The sequence below is a fragment of the Staphylococcus sp. Marseille-Q5304 genome, from assembly GCF_943737015.1.
In the GTDB taxonomy this organism is placed as follows: Bacteria; Bacillota; Bacilli; order Staphylococcales; family Staphylococcaceae; genus Staphylococcus; species Staphylococcus hsinchuensis.
In genome coordinates, this window is record NZ_CALSFP010000001.1 from 1105659 (window position 1) to 1121070 (window position 15412).

13 protein-coding genes are annotated in these 15412 nt (G+C 32.2%); 8 read left to right on the top strand and 5 right to left on the bottom strand.

Annotation, left to right across the window (positions count from 1 at the left end):
* Positions 1 to 145: 145 nt before the first annotated feature.
* Both NGI30_RS05610 and NGI30_RS05615 read right to left on the bottom strand, forming a co-directional pair.
* The gene (locus NGI30_RS05610) at positions 146 to 976 is read right to left on the bottom strand and encodes an aldo/keto reductase (protein WP_251516883.1); all 831 of its coding nucleotides are present in this window, start codon (positions 974 to 976) and stop codon (positions 146 to 148) included.
* 179 nt (positions 977 to 1155) lie between these two features.
* On the bottom strand, positions 1156 to 2769 hold the full coding sequence (locus NGI30_RS05615; RefSeq protein ID WP_251942978.1) for an ABC-F family ATP-binding cassette domain-containing protein: 1614 nt from the start codon (positions 2767 to 2769) through the stop codon (positions 1156 to 1158).
* A 141-nt stretch (positions 2770 to 2910) separates the two neighbouring features.
* On the opposite strand from NGI30_RS05615, the gene cvfB reads away from it, so the two are divergent.
* The 7 genes from cvfB (at position 2911) to NGI30_RS05650 (ending at position 9629) form a co-directional block, all read left to right on the top strand.
* On the top strand, positions 2911 to 3810 hold the full coding sequence (gene cvfB / locus NGI30_RS05620) for an RNA-binding virulence regulatory protein CvfB (protein WP_251516828.1): 900 nt from the start codon (positions 2911 to 2913) through the stop codon (positions 3808 to 3810).
* Positions 3811 to 4249: 439 nt separating this feature from the next.
* Positions 4250 to 5242 (top strand): PstS family phosphate ABC transporter substrate-binding protein, encoded by a 993-nt coding sequence (locus tag NGI30_RS05625; RefSeq protein ID WP_251516825.1) that lies wholly within the window; start codon positions 4250 to 4252, stop codon positions 5240 to 5242.
* 203 nt (positions 5243 to 5445) lie between these two features.
* On the top strand, positions 5446 to 6375 hold the full coding sequence (pstC, locus tag NGI30_RS05630; RefSeq protein WP_251516823.1) for a phosphate ABC transporter permease subunit PstC: 930 nt from the start codon (positions 5446 to 5448) through the stop codon (positions 6373 to 6375).
* 2 nt (positions 6376 to 6377) lie between these two features.
* Positions 6378 to 7289, top strand: a complete 912-nt coding sequence (gene pstA, locus NGI30_RS05635; protein WP_251516821.1) for a phosphate ABC transporter permease PstA — start codon at positions 6378 to 6380, stop codon at positions 7287 to 7289.
* An 85-nt stretch (positions 7290 to 7374) separates the two neighbouring features.
* On the top strand, positions 7375 to 8259 hold the full coding sequence (gene pstB, locus NGI30_RS05640) for a phosphate ABC transporter ATP-binding protein PstB (RefSeq protein WP_251516819.1): 885 nt from the start codon (positions 7375 to 7377) through the stop codon (positions 8257 to 8259).
* A gap of 6 nt (positions 8260 to 8265) precedes the next feature.
* Positions 8266 to 8916, top strand: a complete 651-nt coding sequence (gene phoU / locus NGI30_RS05645; RefSeq protein WP_251516817.1) for a phosphate signaling complex protein PhoU — start codon at positions 8266 to 8268, stop codon at positions 8914 to 8916.
* A 134-nt stretch (positions 8917 to 9050) separates the two neighbouring features.
* A complete protein-coding gene (locus NGI30_RS05650; RefSeq protein ID WP_251516815.1) occupies positions 9051 to 9629 on the top strand; it encodes an ATP-dependent Clp protease proteolytic subunit in 579 nt (192 codons plus the stop codon).
* 64 nt (positions 9630 to 9693) lie between these two features.
* Here the strand turns inward: NGI30_RS05650 and pepF are convergent, their stop codons facing one another.
* Positions 9694 to 11505: an oligoendopeptidase F gene (gene pepF / locus NGI30_RS05655; RefSeq protein ID WP_251942979.1), complete on the bottom strand. Its 1812-nt coding sequence runs from the start codon at positions 11503 to 11505 to the stop codon at positions 9694 to 9696.
* 240 nt (positions 11506 to 11745) lie between these two features.
* Between pepF and NGI30_RS05660 the strand changes: the two genes are divergently transcribed.
* Positions 11746 to 12111, top strand: coding sequence for a DUF2651 family protein (locus tag NGI30_RS05660; protein WP_251516811.1), 366 nt, complete (start codon positions 11746 to 11748; stop codon positions 12109 to 12111).
* A 670-nt stretch (positions 12112 to 12781) separates the two neighbouring features.
* Here NGI30_RS05660 and NGI30_RS05665 read toward each other — a convergent pair.
* Together NGI30_RS05665 and NGI30_RS05670 are read right to left on the bottom strand one after the other, a co-directional pair.
* The gene (locus NGI30_RS05665) at positions 12782 to 14041 is read right to left on the bottom strand and encodes an aminoacyltransferase (protein WP_251516809.1); all 1260 of its coding nucleotides are present in this window, start codon (positions 14039 to 14041) and stop codon (positions 12782 to 12784) included.
* A gap of 27 nt (positions 14042 to 14068) precedes the next feature.
* On the bottom strand, positions 14069 to 15328 hold the full coding sequence (locus tag NGI30_RS05670) for an aminoacyltransferase (RefSeq protein WP_251942980.1): 1260 nt from the start codon (positions 15326 to 15328) through the stop codon (positions 14069 to 14071).
* Between the last annotated feature and the right edge of the window lie 84 nt (positions 15329 to 15412).

Consider the following 15412-nt stretch of genomic DNA (forward strand, 5'->3'; position numbering starts at 1 on the left):
TAATCCATGCGAAAAAAGTGGGGGAAGTACTTATAAAAACATGATTTTCGTATCATTTAGTAAATAAAAAGACAATTTCTATACATTTAAATAGAAATTGCCTTTAAATTGGTCAAGTAACTTTATTTCCAATACTGAAAGAGATTTAAAATTCTTCGTAAGTAGCAGGGTCTTGACCTTTTCGTCGACCATCAGCTTTCGTTAATTGATCAATTTGAGCTAAATCCTCATCATTTAAATAGAAATCAAATAGGTTTTTATTTTCCAATTGTCTTGAAATAGACGTCGCCTTAGGAATAGGAACAACACCATTTTGAATATGCCATTTTAAAATAATTTGCGGAACAGATTTATTATACTTTTCAGCAATCGTGACTATTGTTTGGTCATGCATAACATCCGAAGCACGACCAAGCGGGCTCCATGCTTGTGTAATAATACCTTTATCATTATGGTATTGAATCATTTCTTTTTGATTAAAGTAAGGATGTAATTCAATTTGGTTTACAACAGGTAACACACCAGTTTCTTTTTCTAACCTTTCAATATGCTCTGGAAGGAAATTACATACACCAATAGATTTTATTAAACCTGCTTTTTGAGCTGCAATCATCGCTTTCCATGCTTCTACATATTTTCCTTGCTTAGGATTTGGCCAGTGAATTAAGTATAAGTCAATATATTCAACATTCAGACGGTATATAGATTCTTGAATCGCAGTGAGCGCTTCATCATAACTCTGATAACGACCAGGAAGTTTAGAAGTAACAATAATTTCATCTCTTGAAACGTGACTATTTGCGATAGCACGTCCAACCGTACCTTCATTTTCATAATTATAAGCAGTGTCTAATACAGAATAACCATTCTTTAATGCATTGCTAATTGCGTGCATTCCATGTGTCCCATTTAACTTATATGTACCGAAACCAATTTGTGGCATTACTTGTCCATCATGCATAAAATAATTTTCCATTACTACATTCCTCCTATTTCAATTCAATACTTATTATAAAAAGTCATCTAATTAAATTCAAAATATTAAGCACTGTCACAAAAGCATTCGTATAAAAAAGTGGGGCAGAAACCTCGCTTTTAGCTGTAGGTTTCTACCCCAAAATTTAAATATATGTGTTATAAAATTATGATGTAAATTTAAGCATTTGCTTGTGTTAACACACCAGTTTCTTTTAAGTACTCTTCATAAGAAATTTCTTTAGATAATGTACCTTCTGGATTTAGATCAATGACACGATTTGCGATTGTATTGATAAATTCGAAGTCATATGAAGTGAAGATAATTGAACCTTTAAATGCTTTCAAACCATCATTTACTGCAGTAATACTTTCTAGGTCTAAATGGTTTGTTGGTTCATCTAGTAATAGGACATTTGCACTAGATAACATCATTTTACTTAACATACAACGCACTTTCTCGCCACCTGATAAGACGCTAGCTTTTTTCTTAACTTCTTCGCCACTAAATAACATACGTCCTAAGAAACCACGTAGGAATGTTTCTGTTTGTTCATCTTCAGGAGCATATTGACGTAACCAGTCAACTAAGTTCATATCAACGCCTTCAAAGTATTCTGAGTTATCTTTCGGTAAATAACTTCTTGAAGTTGTCACACCCCATCTTACTGTTCCTTCATCTGGTTCCATTTCACCAGCTAAAATTTTCAATAGAGTTGTTTTAGCAATTTCACTATCTCCTACAAGTACAGCTTTATCGTTAGGGAACATAGTGAATGAAATGTTATCTAATACTTTTTCGCCGTCGACTGTTTTAGAAACATTTTCAACGAATAGTAAATCATTACCAATTTCTCTTTCAGGCGTAAAGTTTACAAATGGGTAACGACGTGAAGAAGGCTGGATGTCATCTAATTCAATTTTTTCTAATTGTTTTTTACGACTTGTTGCTTGTTTAGATTTTGACGCATTCGCTGAGAAACGTGCAACGAAATCTTGCAATTCTTTAATCTTTTCTTCTTTTTTCTTGTTTTGCTCTTGCGCCATTTTCATTGCTAATTGACTTGATTGATACCAGAAATCATAGTTACCAACGTAAATTTTAATTTTACCATAGTCTAAATCAGCTATATGCGTACACACATTATTTAAGAAGTGTCTATCATGTGAGACAACAATTACAGTATTTTCAAAATTAATAAGGAAATCTTCTAACCAGCTAATTGCAGGAATATCCAAACCATTGGTAGGCTCGTCGAGTAGTAATACATCTGGATCACCGAATAGACTTTGAGCTAATAATACTTTCACTTTTTGGTTGTTTTCTAGTTCAGACATTGTTTTATCTTGAAGATCAGCACTAATACCTAATCCTGAAAGTAATGAACCAGCATCAGCTTCAGCATTCCAACCGTTCATTTCGGCAAATTCACCTTCAAGTTCAGCAGCTTTGATACCATCTTCATCACTAAAATCAGGTTTCATATAAATTTCATCTTTTTCTTTCATTACCTTAAATAAACGTTCATGACCTTTAATAACTACATCAATCACGCGTTCATCTTCATAAGCAAAGTGATCCTGTTTTAAGATAGCCATACGTTGATCTTTACCTAACGAAACGTGACCAGTTTGGGCATCAATTTCTCCAGATAATATCTTTAAGAATGTTGATTTCCCAGCACCATTCGCACCTATAAGGCCGTAGCAATTGCCATCAGTAAATTTTATATTTACATCTTCGAATAATTTACGATCACCAAATCGTAAACTTACATCAGTAACTTGTAACATGCATTTTCTCCTTTTCCGTTATTCTAACGGTCAAATTATAACACACTTACTTAGCTCTTTCGACCAAAGTTAAAGTAGTCAATGCCATAAAACAATTTGCATGTTATAATAGGAAGAAACTAATGTGCGAAGGAGAACAATATGGCTCAAGATGAAAAAGATATTGTAGGTTCTATAGAATTTCTACAAGTAATGGGTGTAGAAGGGTCCACATACAAATTAAAGGGACCAAATGGAGAAGACGTAAAACTCAATAAATCAGAAATTAATGAAGAAGACGATTTAGAAATAGGAGAAGAGTATAGCTTTTTCATTTATCCAAACCGTTCAGGTGATTTGTTTGCCACACAAAATATGCCTGATATTACAACAAACAAATATGATTTCGTTAAAGTATTGAAAACAGATCGAGACGGCGCTCATGTAGATGTAGGTTTACCGAGAGAGGTATTAATCCCATGGGAAGACTTACCTAAAGTAAAAGAAATTTGGCCAACTCAAGGCGATGAACTACTTGTCACACTGCGTATAGACAGAGAAAGAAATATGTTTGCACGACTTGCAACTGAAACAATTGTTGAGCAAATGTTCACGCCAGTTGACAATGACGAAATGCACAATCAGGTTATTGAAGCTCGTCCTTATAGATTATTAAGAGTAGGTAGCTTCCTTCTATCTAAAGATGGTTACAAAATCTTTGTTCATGAATCAGAAAGAAAAGAAGAACCACGCTTAGGTGAAAATGTCTCAGTACGTATAATCGGTTACAACGAAAAGGGTGAACTTAATGGTTCTTTTTTACCACTAGCACATGAGCGATTGGATGAAGATGGTCAGCACATATTTGATTTACTTGTCGAATATGACGGAGAATTACCTTTTTGGGATAAATCCAGTCCTGAAGCTATTAAAGAAGTGTTTAATATGAGCAAGGGTGCCTTTAAACGTGCAATCGGTCATCTATACAAACATAAAATTATCAATATCGAAACAGGTAAGATTACGCTAACTAAAAAGGGTTGGAGTAGAATAGAAGAGTAATCTATCTTAGTAATTATTTAGTAGAAAATAACTTCACATGATTTAAGTTGAAACATAAATATTAGCATTAAGTCCATCAATGGTTAAAAACTTTTGGTGGACTTATTTTTTATACCAATATTCATATTTTGAGTTTCTTCTATAATAAAGAAACAAATATACATCAATTTATATAATTTGATTTTAATGTTCAGTAACAATAAATAACAAATACATAAATCTAGTGAAATACAGTCTCAACCTACAAATACCAACAAACATTAAAACAGTTATCTATTCAGTTGCTGGCCAAATAATAAGAAAAATATTTCGTTGGCAAGCTATCTTAACAAAATATTTACATTAAAGTCATTTGTAATTAATATACGATGTGTAGTATAAGGGTTGTAAGAAATACATATAACTTTTTGGGTTATTTATTTATTAGGAGGATGTTTCAATGAAAAAATGGCAATTATTTGGTACTACAGTAGTTGGTGCTTCACTTTTATTAGGAGCTTGCGGAGGTAACGGTGGCTCTGATTCAGGTTCAGGAGAAGGTAAAGACGTTAAAGGAGAAGTTAAAGGCGATGGGTCATCAACAGTAGGTCCAATCATTGAAAAATTAAACGAAAAATTCAACAAAAAATTTCCAAATGTAACTGTTTCAAATGCACAATCAGGTACTGGGGGCGGATTTGAAAAGTTCATTTCTGGAAGTACTGATTTTTCAAATGCATCTAGACCAATAAAAGATGACGAGAAGAAAAAATTAAAAGACAAAGGTATCGATTATAAAGAATACAAAATCGGCCAAGATGGTGTAACAGTTACTGTAAACAAAGATAATGATTTCGTTAAAGAATTATCTAAAAAACAATTGAAAAAAATCTACTCTGGCGAAGCTAAAACTTGGAAAGATGTTAATTCTAAATGGCCAGACAAAGAAATCAAACCATTCTCACCTAACCAATCACATGGTACTTATGACTTCTTTAGTGAAGAAGTAATGGACAAAGGTGATATCAAAGCTGATAAGAACTCAGATACAAACCAAATCGTATCTAACGTAGACAAAAACAAACAAGCTATCGGATACTTCGGTTATGACTACTACAAAGAAAACAAAGACAAATTAAAAGTAGTTAACATCAAAGACGAAAAAGGTAAACTTACAAAACCTTCAGAAAAAACTATCCAAAATGGTTCATACGTATTAAGTAGACCATTATTCATCTACGCTAACGAGAAGAAATTAAAAGATAACAAAGGTTTACAAGAATTCTTGAAATTCACATTAAAAGATAAAGGTAAATCAGCTGAAGATGTAGGTTTAGTTGCATTACCTAAAGACAAATACACTAAACAACTTGATAAATTAAATAAATTTATCGACAAAAATAGTGATAGCAAAGACAGCAAAAAAGACGACAGCAAAAAAGAAGATAAGTAAACATAGCTTTATTTCTTAAAGGTTGGGAATTTGGAAGTGGGGGGCGAAAGTGACAGTTTTAAATGTCACTTTCCTCTACATTCCTTGTTCTGTAAGACTAATGTATACAAGTGCTATCCATTTCGCTTGTATGCAATTAGTTAACAGAGACTCCCAACCTTTTTTAATAATTTGGGAGACAAATAAAGAAGGAAGGTATTGAAATGGCGAATTCGCAACCATCAGTAGGTGAGATGATTAAAAAGAATAATGCTAAAAAGAAAGGCCTTAGTGATAAAATTGTACCTTTAATTTTAGGTATCATCGCATTATTCTCAATATTAGCTACAATCGGTATTATTGTTACGTTATTGACAGAGACAATTACATTTTTCACACGCGTACCAATCACACAATTTCTATTTAAAACACAATGGGATCCAGCAAGTTCAGAACCTAAATATGGTATATGGGCATTAATACTAGGTACTCTTAAAATCACATTTATTGCAACAATTGTTGCAGTACCTTTAGGTTTAGGTGCAGCACTTTACTTAAGTGAATATGCTTCAAGTCGTGCAAGAAGAATTATTAAACCTATTTTAGAAATATTATCTGGTATTCCGACTATTGTATTTGGTTTCTTCGCAGTATCATTCGTAACTCCTATATTAAGAGCAATCTTCCCGTTCATTGATAGTTTAAACTCTATCAGTCCAGGGATTGTTGTAGGTATTATGATTATTCCATTAATTTCAAGTATGAGTGAGGATGCAATGTCATCTGTACCTGACAAAATGCGTGAAGGTGCACTTGGTTTAGGTGCTACAAAATTTGAAGTAGCAACAAAAGTTGTGTTACCAGCAGCAATTTCAGGTGTTATGGCATCAATTGTATTAGCGATTTCTCGTGCTATCGGTGAAACTATGATCGTATCGTTAGCAGCAGGTAGTTCACCAAAATTCGATTTAAGTCTTACTAATTCAATTCAAACTATGACAGGCTACATTGTAGAAATCGCATCAGGTGATGCAACATTTGGATCAGACCAATATTACAGTATTTACGCTGTTGGGTTCACATTATTCTTATTCACATTAATCATGAACCTATTATCACAATGGATTACGAAACGCTTTAGAGAGGAGTATTAATTATGAGCGAGTCTAATAATAAAACACTAGTCGATCAAAATACTGTAGACAACAAGCTCTCTGGCAGACTTAATAAGAATAAATTCAACAAAGCAGCGTTTTTCGCTTGTACATTAGTTGGTTTAATCGTTCTTGCTGCTTTAATTATCAATACATTAATCCAAGGTGCAGGGCATTTAACACCTAAATTCTTCACAAGTTTCTCATCTTCTACGCCATCAATGGCCGGTATTAAAGGAGCGTTAATGGGAACACTTTGGTTAATGATAACTATCATTCCAATTTCAATCATCTTAGGTGTCGGTACAGCAATCTATCTTGAAGAATATGCAAAAGATAATGCTTTTACAAAATTCGTAAGACTTTGTATTAATAACTTAGCCGGTGTACCATCTGTTGTATTCGGTTTACTTGGTTTAACGCTTTTCGTAAGAGGTATGAATGTTCCAGCTTTAGCTATGCATGAAACAGTTATTGCAGCCGCATTAACAATGTCATTACTAATTTTACCTGTTATTATCGTATCTAGCCAAGAAGCAATAAGAGCGGTACCTAATTCAGTAAAAGAAGCTTCATATGGTTTAGGTGGTAATAAATGGCAAACAATTCGTCGTGTCGTATTACCAGCAGCCATCCCTGGTATTTTAACTGGATTTATCTTAGCTTTATCAAGAGCATTAGGTGAAACAGCGCCATTAATCTTGATTGGTATTCCAACAGTTTTATTACACGTACCAACAAGTATCTTTGATAAATTCCAAGCATTACCAATCACGATTTACAACTGGGCAAAAATGCCTCAAGACGAATTCCAAAACGTTGCAGCAGCCGGAATTATAGTATTATTAGTAATCTTATTATTAATGAATGCAGTTGCAATCTTCTTACGTAATAAATATAGCAAGAAATATTAATGAACTTTTCATATAAACAACAGTGAATTGATGGGGAAATCACTTAAACAAGAGATATAAATGAGTTCAAAAAGGAGTTTTAATTATGGATAAAAAAACAATCTCAGAAGATAAAAAAGAACTTGAATCAACAACTAATGAACAGTCAGCACCAGCGACTACAATCGACACAAATAATACAAACAAAAAAGAAAGCTCAATTCCAGATAGCCAAAAAAACATTGTTTATTCAACTAAAAATTTAGACTTATGGTATGGTGAAAATCATGCTTTAAAAAACATTAACTTAGATGTTTTAGAAAACACAGTTACTGCAATTATCGGACCTTCAGGTTGCGGTAAATCAACTTACATCAAAACATTAAATCGTATGGTTGAATTAGTACCTTCAGTTAAAACAGCTGGTAAAATTATGTATCGTGATCAAAACATCTTTGATGATAATTATTCAGTTGAAAAGTTAAGAACAAACGTAGGAATGGTCTTCCAACAACCAAACCCATTCCCTAAATCAATCTATGATAATATTACTTACGGACCAAAAATTCACGGTATTAAAGACAAAAAGGTTTTAGACGAAATCGTAGAAAAATCATTACGTGGTGCAGCAATTTGGGATGAATTAAAAGATCGTTTAAATACGAACGCATACAGTTTATCAGGTGGTCAACAACAACGTGTTTGTATCGCTCGTAGTTTAGCGATTGAACCAGATGTAATCCTAATGGACGAACCAACATCAGCTTTAGACCCTATTTCAACATTAAAAGTTGAAGAATTAGTTCAAAACTTAAAAGAAAATTACTCAATTATTATCGTTACACACAACATGCAACAAGCAGCACGTGTTTCTGATAAAACAGCATTCTTCCTTAACGGTTATGTAAATGAATATGATGATACTGATAAATTATTCTCAAATCCTTCTGATAAACAAACAGAAGATTACATTTCAGGTAGATTTGGTTAATACCGAATGGTAATAATTCGAGAAAAATATGAAGGCCAATTAGACGATCTTGTTAAAGATTTACGTCGACTTGGCCTTTACGTTTATCAGCACATATCATATGCCCTACAATCGTTAAGCGAAGAGGACCGTAATTATGCACGACAAACAATTGAGAGAGATAAAGTTATCAATGCTTTAGAAACTGATATTAACGAAAAGGTCATCATGCTTATAACAAAGCAACAACCCATTGCTACAGATTTACGATTAATGATGGCCTCTCTGAAAATCGCGAGTGATTTAGAAAGAATTGGCGATAATGCAGCAAGTATTGCTAAAATACGTTTGCGTGCAAAAATTACCGATCACTATGTACTAACACGACTTAACACGATGGGTAAATTGGCATTGTTAATGCTTAAAGATATGAGAGATGCAGTAAAACACAACGACATCACGTTAATTAAAGAAATTATAGAACGTGATAAAGATATTGATGATTTATATAAAAACATCGTAAATACAACGTATTTAATTGACAATGACCCATTTGTGGCAGGACAAGCACATCTTGCAGCACGCCATTTAGAAAGAGTAGGAGATCACATCGGTAATGTTGCTGAAAATATTTACTTTTTCATTACTGGTGAACGATACGAAACATACAATAAATAAATTAAATGCTTACAACCCAAAATATAAAAGGATCAATCAGACCAAGAGAAGGTTATGATTGATTCTTTTTAATGTTTAATTGTATTTTAGTCGTGTATGATAAAAGAGTAAAATTTTTTAGAGAAGGTGATGACATGGCAGAGAATAAAAACTTCGATAATCAAAACAATTCCGATTTATTAACACAAAAAATGTTAGAAACGCGTACGGTTATTATTTCTGGTGAAATTAATGATGAAACGGCGTATGACGTAGCAAATAAATTATTATTATTAGAAGCAACGAGTGATGAACCAATCAACTTGTTCATTTCTACTCAAGGAGGCCATGTTGACTCTGGTTTCTATATTCGTGATATGATTAACTTTATTAAACCAAAAGTGAACATTATTGGTTCAGGTTGGGTAGTAAGCGCAGGTATCTTTATCTTCTTGTCAGGAGAAAAAGAAAGACGCTATAGTTTACCAAATACACGCTTTATGATGCATCAACCGAGTGGTGGTGCACAAGGTCAATCAACTGAAATTGAAATTACTGCACGTGAAATCGTAAGAACACGTAAACGTATCAATGAAGTTATTGCTCAAGAAACAGGTCAAAAAATTGAAAAAGTTGAAGAAGATACGAACAGAGATTATTGGTTAAGTGTGGAAGAAGCCGTTGAGTATGGAATTGTAAATAAAATTATAAGTAGCAGAGATGAACTTGAATAACTCAAAAATAAATTAATATATAAAAACGGACTGAGTAATAACAGTCCGTTTTTTATATATTGAATTACTCACTTTGTTCAATTTCATCAGTTAACTTTTCTAATTCATCCACGAGATGACCAATATAGCGAATTGTCGAACGTAATGGTTTATCTGTACGAATATCAATACTAGCGGTATCTGCCAAGTCAATTGGTGATTGACTACCACCAGCACTTAAAGTCTCTAACCATTGATCCACAGCCTGTTGGCCTTCTTTTTTAATTTTTTGAGACATCACTGTCCCAATCGTTAACCCTGCTGAATACGTATACGAGTATAATCCCATATAATAATGAGGTTGGCGCATCCAAGTTAATTCGACGCCATCTGATAATTTAACCGCATTTCCGAAGAATTGACCATAAACATCACGCATAATTTCATTAAGTACAGGGGCTGTAAGGGATTCACCATTATCTACCTTATTATATACTTCTCTTTGAAACGCTGCTTCTAACAAATGCGTTACCATATTATGGTAATAAGTTCGTGAAATAATAGAACCGATTACCCATCTTTTGAATTTTGGGTCGTCACTTGAATCGATTAAATAATTAGCCATTAACATTTCATTCATCGTAGAAGGTGCCTCTACAAAGTACATAGATGGTTCTGATTCTAAATAATTTTGATGTTTTTGAGCCAGCGTAAAATGTCCTGCATGACCTAATTCATGTGCCAGAACAAAAGTTTCTGTCATCTTACCAGTCCAAGAAATAAATACATACGAATGCGTAGCATAGGGACTAGCACAATATGCACCCGTCTCTTTACCTTTATTTTGTGCAAAATCAATCCATCTATCTTTATAAGCACGTTCAACCATATTTAAATAATCTTGGCCAAGTATTTTTAAAGCGCCAAAGATATACTGTTTTGAATCTTCAATTGAAATGGATGGTTCATAATCAGGGTCAATCGATACTTGTAAATCTTCAAAACGCATCGTATCTTGTCCATGAACACGTTTTAGTAACTTTGCGTATTTCTGCATAATTGGCGCCAGGTCACTCATAATAACATCGATTTGACGGTCAAACATTTCACGTGTCACTTCTTGCTCTGATAACAAATAGTCGATAACAGAATCATAACCTCTAAGATTTGCTTCAATTTTTTCTTGTTGAACATGCATATTATATGTAGCCGCAGTAGTATGTTGGTATTTACTGATTGCATGACTAAAATATTTAAAGCTTTTTCTGCGGAATTCTGTATCTGGATCATCCTCATATTCATTTTCAAAAGTTGTATAATCCAATGGATAAGTTTGGTCTTTATATTTAAATGTACCAAAATCAATATCTAACATTTTTGTAATGCCATACAGCTCAAAAGGACTGTCAAAAGTAGGGGATAAACTAGCTAAAGTACTTTCAACTTCAGGTGATAATTGATATTGTTGCTTATCTTTCAACTTTTTTAAATAATGTGGATATTTACTGTTTTCAATTAACTCATTGATTAATGATTCAGGTTGTTGCAAAATTTCTGATTCAACAAAAGTTAGTTCACTAGCAATTTTCCCATTGTAATTAGTTAGCTTTGAACTTAACGTTTGTGCTGCTTCATTTGTAACATCAACACTTAATCTTAATTCTGCATAGTTACTCATTCGATCAACATTTATTAGTATTTCCACATATGTATCTAATGCATGTTCAATCGTTTTTATATTATTGAGCGTGTTATAAAATTGCTTGTGGAAATCCTGGGCTTGTTTTAATGTGATATCTAACATTTCATAGAATTCAGCATCTGTTGCAAATAATTCTGTAATATCCCAAGTTTCTTCTTGAGGGACATGTTTTCGTTTTGGTAAAGATTCGACCATACAATCACTCCTTAAGCATACTTTATATCATTATTCACTGTTAATTATACTAGAAAACACCACAAAAAATACACTACAGGGCTTACATTTCATCGCTAATAGAGCATCAATATTAAATTTATCTAAAATACAATAATTATTTTCGATTGTACAGCTAAAGACTGAATGAAAATCTTAATAAATTTAGTATAATAATATTAAGATTAATTATGCATACTATAATATTAAGGAGCGCTAAAGATGACATTAACCGATTTACCACACTACTTATGGATTACTGTAATTGCTGTCATATTATTAACTGTATTTAATACACTCGTGTTGCATAAATGGTTTGCTACACCAATCATTACATTTCTTATATTAACTATAGCAGCATTTTTCATTCCAATATTCTATGATATATCTTATAAACCGTTATTCGGTTATGCGATGTTCATGTCTATCATAAGCATAATTATAAGTTTCTTAATATGGTTCTTTACGAGAAATTGGCGACGTCAACGTGAACAAAAGAGAATTGAAAAAGTTATACGAAAGCATCATCATTATTATGGCCAAAATCATTATCCAAGAAATGATTTCAATCATCATTATCGTTACTAATAGAAACTCAATTACAAGATTTAAAGTTCAGTGCATAAGGTACTGAACTTTTTTATATACACGATTAAACGAAATGAACATAAATCTCATAAATGGGGCACCTTTTTTTAAATATATATAACGTCCTATAATATATATTATGTAAACTAAAAAGAAATTGAAAATCTATACTCAATAATTCAGCATTATTTATCATGCATTATCAATAAATTACAATTTGTAAGTTGTCATGCATGTATCCATTAATCATTTCGTAAGATGCATCAATCTATAAACTTTCTAATCACTATGGTTATGAAATTTGCACTGAGCTTTATACTGATATGCAAAATCATTTTTCGATGCAACTCACGTTAAATCTCAGCATTACTCCTAATATTTAAATTAAAAATTTAATATCAGAAACCTGTATATATGCAAATGGCTCAAGATTTATTAGAAATAATTATATAATTAATAGAATCAACAATATAACAATAAACTTGCTATGAAATAGTACTAATAAACTCATTATTTTATAAGTAATCCTTAATTACAGTAAGTTTCAATTAAAATAAATATATATAGTTTACATAATATTTCTATAGTTAATTTAATTCCTACTAAAAGAAAAAGCTTATAGGCATTTTCATATACCTATAAGCCTTAAATATAATATCTAGAACTTATGTTATTTCTTAATTTTCTTTCTTGCTTTGTTTAATGTATTGAATAACCAATATTTTGTTTTCTTAATTGGTTTATAGAAGTCGCCGATAAGTTCTTCGATTTGAACATTGAAACCACGTTTAAAGCGATATACGCCGTAGTCTTCACTGTTTTCTGTGAAATCTCCTGATAAACCGTAGAAATTGTAACGTGTATATCCATGCTCGAAACAGTAATTAATCATGAACCAATGCATCATATATGGTCCCATATATTGGTTATACTTTTCTGAAGAACCGCCAGAGAAGTAGTTCACTTCATAAGCATTTGTAAAGTAAACGCCTGATGCTAGGTTTAAGACTGAACCGTCTGTTTGTCTTAACTCACTCGCTTGTAACAATTCTTTCTTGTCATGTTCAATTTGTTTATCGAGTTCAGCAATTTTCTTTAATTGTTTATCTGATTTATTTTCTTTTGCCATCATTTGATCACGACGAGATTCTTTATCGTTTAATGACTCTTGTGTGTTGTTAATATATTCATCTAAATCGATATATGCTAACGGTATTAATGCTTTATCTCCGTAATTATCGATAAAGTTATAGAAATATTCGTCTGTTTTTGAAACGAAACCAGTACGTGCTTCAGTTTCACGATAAAGCTCTAAAAATTGATCAAATTCATCACGTTTAAGGAAACGAACTTTTACGCCGTAGTTAATTGCTTTATTGACATTACGCTTTCTTTGGCTATCAAATTGCTTTTTAAGTGAGGCTGGTGTTTCATTTTCTAAGTTTAACACGCCCATCCAACGAACTTGACTTGAACTATCATACTGAGTTGTGAATCCGTGATGCGTATAGCCATGTGATTTAAACAAGTTCACTAAGGCGTCATTTTTATCTCGATCTGGGAATTGATTAATATCTTTATCATAAATATTGTAAATCCAGTATGGGTCTAATTTTACATATAAGCAGTTATGTTGTTGTAAATAACTATCGAGTTCACGTAAGTAGAAATCGATTAATCCTAAATCATTATAATCCATCACAGGACCACGGTTAGAATAATAAACATAGCTACCCATAGTAGGAATTTTTGAGAAAAGACTAGCTGCAATAACTTGATTATCATCATCTTTTAAGCCCAGTAATACAACTTGAAATCCATCATTTTCTCTTGTCGCAATATTTTCTTTCACTTGGAAATAATGACTTTCTAACGCTGGATTCTGTACAAAATTTTCGTATTCTTTGACAGTTAACTCAGTAAATTTCATTCTAGCTTAGTTCCCTTCTATATATGTTTACTTTTTGTCCTTAATATCTTTTAATTTCTTATAAATGTTATAAATAGGTTTGTTAATCGGTTTAATAAAGTCACCAACATATTCTACAACGTCTGCGTTATAGCCTTTTTTAAATTTAACAACTCCCGCATCTTCTGCATCTTCTGAAAAATCACCAGTAATTCCATAGAAGTTATAACGATTAATTCCATGTTCTAAAGCATAGTTAATCATTTTCCATTGAATTGCGTAGCTTCCTGCAAAGTGTCTAAACTCATTAGCTGTACCACCAGCATAATATACAACTTCAAATGGATTAATTATGAAGAATGCAGCCGATATTGGTAATTCATTCCCATGTTCTTCTTGTAATGCTTTCGCTTCGTCAATTTTTTGTTGATTTGCTACAAGTTGTTTTTCTAAATTGTCTCGCTTATTGTACGACTTTTTATTGTCTGGTCGTTTTTCGATATCTTTTAATGCTTTATTAATATCTTTAGTTAAAGCTTCTCGATCAAGTTTCAACTCTTCGATGTATTCATCAAAGTCCATGTAAGCTAATGGTACTAAGACACGATCCTTATAATACTTCAAACGATTGTAATAGAAACTATCATTTCTATCGTCGAAGGCTTTCGTCTCAGAAGTTTCTTCCATAAATTGGCGGAAAATCGGTAATTCTTCTTTATTTAAAAATCTAATCTTAACGCCATTTTTCTGAACTTTTTTAGTATTACGTTTTCTTAAACTATCCATTCCTTTTAAAACGTCTTTTTCAGTTTTATCTGTTAAATCTAAAACAGAATGGAACCGAACTTGTTTGTCAGAATGGAAACCTGTGAAAAATCCTTGGTGTTTAAATCCAAGTTGCTTCATCTTATCAAAGAACCAATCATTTCCTGCATTTTCAAGTACGTCACCCTCGTGGTTACGATACTGATATGCTAAATATGGATCTACTCTTAAATAGATTGCATTATGTTTTTTTGCATATTGTGCCAATTCATTAAAGAAAAAATGAACAAGTTCTTTATTATCAAAATCTATAACAGGTCCTCTGTTCGTATAGAAAGATTTGAAAAAACGCATTACAGGTATTGCTGTCATTAAACAAGCTGCAATAACTTGATTATTATTATCCTTTATACCTACTAAATGCGTTTCAGCACCTTCTGCAACCTTTAATTCATAGTTCGCAGTCATTTGAGTGAAATGACTGTTGGGCATTTTATCTGTAAATTCCCCGAATTCTTTAGCGGTTAAATTTGTAAATTTCATTTTTTAATAAACTCCTAATTGTCTATAGTACTTTGATACAATGTTTGCTCTTAATCTCGATTATTATACAATAATCGTTCATAA

Excerpts from the sequence above, each read along its gene's own strand:
- NGI30_RS05610 (WP_251516883.1), bottom strand. The coding sequence starts at position 976 with ATGGAAAATTATTTTATGCATGATGGACAAGTAATGCCACAAATTGGT.
- NGI30_RS05670 (WP_251942980.1), bottom strand. The coding sequence starts at position 15,328 with ATGAAATTTACAAATTTAACCGCTAAAGAATTCGGGGAATTTACAGAT.
- cvfB (WP_251516828.1), top strand. The coding sequence starts at position 2,911 with ATGGCTCAAGATGAAAAAGATATTGTAGGTTCTATAGAATTTCTACAA.
- pstA (WP_251516821.1), top strand. The coding sequence starts at position 6,378 with ATGAGCGAGTCTAATAATAAAACACTAGTCGATCAAAATACTGTAGAC.
- NGI30_RS05650 (WP_251516815.1), top strand. The coding sequence starts at position 9,051 with ATGGCAGAGAATAAAAACTTCGATAATCAAAACAATTCCGATTTATTA.
- NGI30_RS05660 (WP_251516811.1), top strand. The coding sequence starts at position 11,746 with ATGACATTAACCGATTTACCACACTACTTATGGATTACTGTAATTGCT.
- NGI30_RS05615 (WP_251942978.1), bottom strand. The coding sequence starts at position 2,769 with ATGTTACAAGTTACTGATGTAAGTTTACGATTTGGTGATCGTAAATTA.
- NGI30_RS05665 (WP_251516809.1), bottom strand. The coding sequence starts at position 14,041 with ATGAAATTTACTGAGTTAACTGTCAAAGAATACGAAAATTTTGTACAG.
- pstC (WP_251516823.1), top strand. The coding sequence starts at position 5,446 with ATGGCGAATTCGCAACCATCAGTAGGTGAGATGATTAAAAAGAATAAT.
- NGI30_RS05625 (WP_251516825.1), top strand. The coding sequence starts at position 4,250 with ATGAAAAAATGGCAATTATTTGGTACTACAGTAGTTGGTGCTTCACTT.
- pstB (WP_251516819.1), top strand. The coding sequence starts at position 7,375 with ATGGATAAAAAAACAATCTCAGAAGATAAAAAAGAACTTGAATCAACA.
- pepF (WP_251942979.1), bottom strand. The coding sequence starts at position 11,505 with ATGGTCGAATCTTTACCAAAACGAAAACATGTCCCTCAAGAAGAAACT.
- phoU (WP_251516817.1), top strand. The coding sequence starts at position 8,266 with ATGGTAATAATTCGAGAAAAATATGAAGGCCAATTAGACGATCTTGTT.